Origin of the sequence: Brevundimonas sp. (genome assembly GCF_036677305.1) — a bacterium.
Classification (GTDB): Bacteria; Pseudomonadota; Alphaproteobacteria; order Caulobacterales; family Caulobacteraceae; genus Brevundimonas.
Genome location: NZ_JAKFEB010000124.1, coordinates 1 through 2,721 on the forward strand (window position 1 = coordinate 1; position 2,721 = coordinate 2,721).

General features: G+C 70.4%; 3 protein-coding genes. All 3 read left to right on the forward strand.

Annotated features, from left to right (window positions below; all coding sequences use genetic code 11):
* The coding region (locus tag V6M42_RS07350; RefSeq protein ID WP_332678028.1) for a M28 family peptidase at window positions 1-474 on the forward strand (474 nt) is incomplete at its 5' end.
* 132 nt (window positions 475-606) lie between these two features.
* Window positions 607-2,229, forward strand: coding sequence for a M28 family peptidase (locus V6M42_RS07355; RefSeq protein WP_332678029.1), 1,623 nt, complete (start codon window positions 607-609; stop codon window positions 2,227-2,229).
* Window positions 2,230-2,240: 11 nt separating this feature from the next.
* Entirely contained in the window at window positions 2,241-2,630 is a 390-nt protein-coding gene (locus V6M42_RS07360) for a RidA family protein (RefSeq protein ID WP_332678030.1), read from the forward strand.
* Window positions 2,631-2,721: the final 91 nt, after the last annotated feature.

Genomic DNA, 2,721 nt, shown 5'->3' on the forward strand with positions numbered 1-2,721 from the left:
ACGACGGTGGCGGGCTTCAACATCGACGCCATGAACGTCTATGGCCGGGTCGCCGACGTGGACATCATCGGCTCGGGCCAGTCGAACCTGGACGCCCGGGTCACGGCCGAAGCGGTCCGTCAGGGGCGCAACGCCAAGCCGGACGGCAACCCGGCCTCGGGCAGCTATTTCCGCTCGGACCACTTCCCGCTGGCCAAGCGCGGCGTGCCGATGGCCTATGTCGACGGCGGCGGCGCCTTCCGCGACGAGCCCGTCGCCGCACGCGAGGCGGCCCGTTCGGAATATGGAGCGCGCCGCTACCATCAGGCCGACGACGAATGGTCGGCCGACTGGGACCTGCGCGGCCAGGTCGAGGATCTGGAGCTGATCTTCAACATCGGCCGCGACCTCGCCAACAGCCGCGACTGGCCTGAGTGGATGCCGGGTTCGGAATTCGGCCCGGCGCGCGCGCCGAGCGCGAGCCAGCGTCGGTAACACGTCGCATTCTCCCTCCCCATGAAGGGGAGGGAGAGGACGTGCCGCCGCGACATGACGAAAACTTAAGGGACGCCGTCCGGGCGGCCGCCCTAGAGTGCGCGCCATCAGATCCGGGGATGGAGTCCACCAATGTTTCGCAAGATGATGGGCGGCGTCGCCGTCGCCGCCGTGCTGCTGGCCGCCGGCATGGCTTCGGCCCAGGACTTCTCGGCCGCGCGGATCAGCGAAAATATCCGCACCATCAGCGCCGACGAATACCAGGGCCGCTATCCCGGCACCGAGGGCGAGCGGATGGTGCTGTCCTGGCTGCAGGCCCAGTACGAGGCCATGGGTTTCGAGCCGGGCGGGCCCAACGGCCAGTGGCTGCAGCCCGTCGAGCTGAAACGCTACACCCCCGTCGCCGGCGCGACCGCCAGCTGGACGGGTCCGGACGGCGCCGTCCACGCCCTGACGCCCGGAACCGACATCGTCCTGCGGGCCGCGACCAATGACGGGCGCGCCTCGATCCGCGACGCGGGCGTCGTCTTCGCCGGCCACGGCATCTACGCCCCCGAACGCCAGTGGGACGACTACGGCGACCTCGATGTGCGCGGCAAGGTCGTCGTCGTGGTCGGCGGCGAGCCCGACGGCGAGCGCTTCAACGGCGAATACGCCACCAACTACCAGTCCGGCGCCTACAAGGCCGACGAGGCCTTCCGCCGCGGCGCGGTCGGCGTCATCACCCTCGTCCCCCAGGCCGCTTCGTCGCCGATGTGGCAGGGTGCGATCCGGGGCGGGGCCCGCACCCGCACCCTGACGCCGGGCGCGGCCGATCTGGAATTCTCGGGCGCCATGCCGCACGACACGGCCGCCGCCTGGGCCGTCGCCGCGGGGCTGGACATCAGCAAGCTGCCGAACATCGCCGACGGTTCGTTCAAGGCCGTCGCCCTGCCGGGCGTCGCCCTGTCGGTCGACGTCTCCGAGACGATCGAGACCCTGGTGACGCACAACCTGCTGGCCCGGATTCCCGGGACCGAGCACCCGGAAGAGACCATCATCTATTCGGCCCACTGGGACCACGTCGGCGGCGCCGCCCAGCACCCGACCGTGACCGGCGACCAGATCTGGAACGGCGCCTGGGACAACGCCTCGGGCACCATCGGCGTGCTGGAGATGGCGCGCCAGTTCAAGGCGGGCCCCGCGCCGAAACGCTCGGTCGTCTTCGCCCACATGGCCGCCGAGGAAATGGGCCTTCTGGGCGCCTATGGCTACGCCGCCAACCCGGTCTGGCCGCTGGAGACGACGGTGGCCGACATCAACATCGACATGCTGCCGCTGTCGGGACCGACCCGCGACGTGCCGATCTTCGGCAAGGGGCAGAACGATCTGGAGGACCGGCTGCAGGCCCTGGCCGAACCGCTGGGTCGCTATGTCTCGGACGACGGCATGCCCGAGGAAGGCTTCTATTATCGCTCGGACCACTTCCCGTTCGCCCGCATGGGCGTGCCGGCGATCATGCCCTGGCACGGCTGGGACTGGGTCGACGGCGGACGCGCGGCGGGCGAGGCCGCCTGGCGCGCCAAATTCGCGGCCGACTATCACAAGCCGTCGGATGAATGGTCGGCGGACTGGGACCTGACCTCGGCGGTCGAGAACCTGACCCTGCTGTATCGCCTGGGCCTGGACCTCGCGAACAGCAGCGACTGGCCGGGCTGGAAGCCGACGTCGGAGTTCGCCGTCGTGCGCGCCCGCTCGGACGCTGCGCGGCAGTAGGACGCCAGGCCGTGGCCGCGATCATCCGACCGCTGACCGGAGACGGGTCGCCGCCCGTCGAGGGTTCGTATCCGCAGGCGGTCGAGGTCGCGGCGCCGACGCGCTGGCTGTATCTGTCGGGCCAGATCCCGGTCGCGCCCGACGGCTCGCTGGCCGCCGACTTCACCGGCCAGTGCGACCAGGTCTGGACCAATATCGAGACCCAGCTGACGGCCGCCGGCATGACGCTGGACAATCTGGTCAAGGTCACGACCTTCCTGTCGGACCGGGCGTATGCGCTCGAGAACCGCGAGGTCCGCATCCGCCGGCTGGCCGGCCGCCAGCCGGCCCTGACCGTGATCGTCACCGGCATCTTCGACGAGTCCTGGCTGGTCGAGATCGAGGCGGTGGCGGCGGCGTAAAGTCGCCTTGTGCGGTCCCGGCAAGCGCCGCAGTGTTCCCGCATGAATCGCTGGACGCCGCAGCCGGCCCCGGACGAAGCCGACGGGCTGA

What these genes read in the sequence shown, in the direction of transcription:
- V6M42_RS07355 (WP_332678029.1), top strand. Translation starts at nt 607, where the DNA reads ATGTTTCGCAAGATGATGGGCGGCGTCGCCGTCGCCGCCGTGCTGCTG.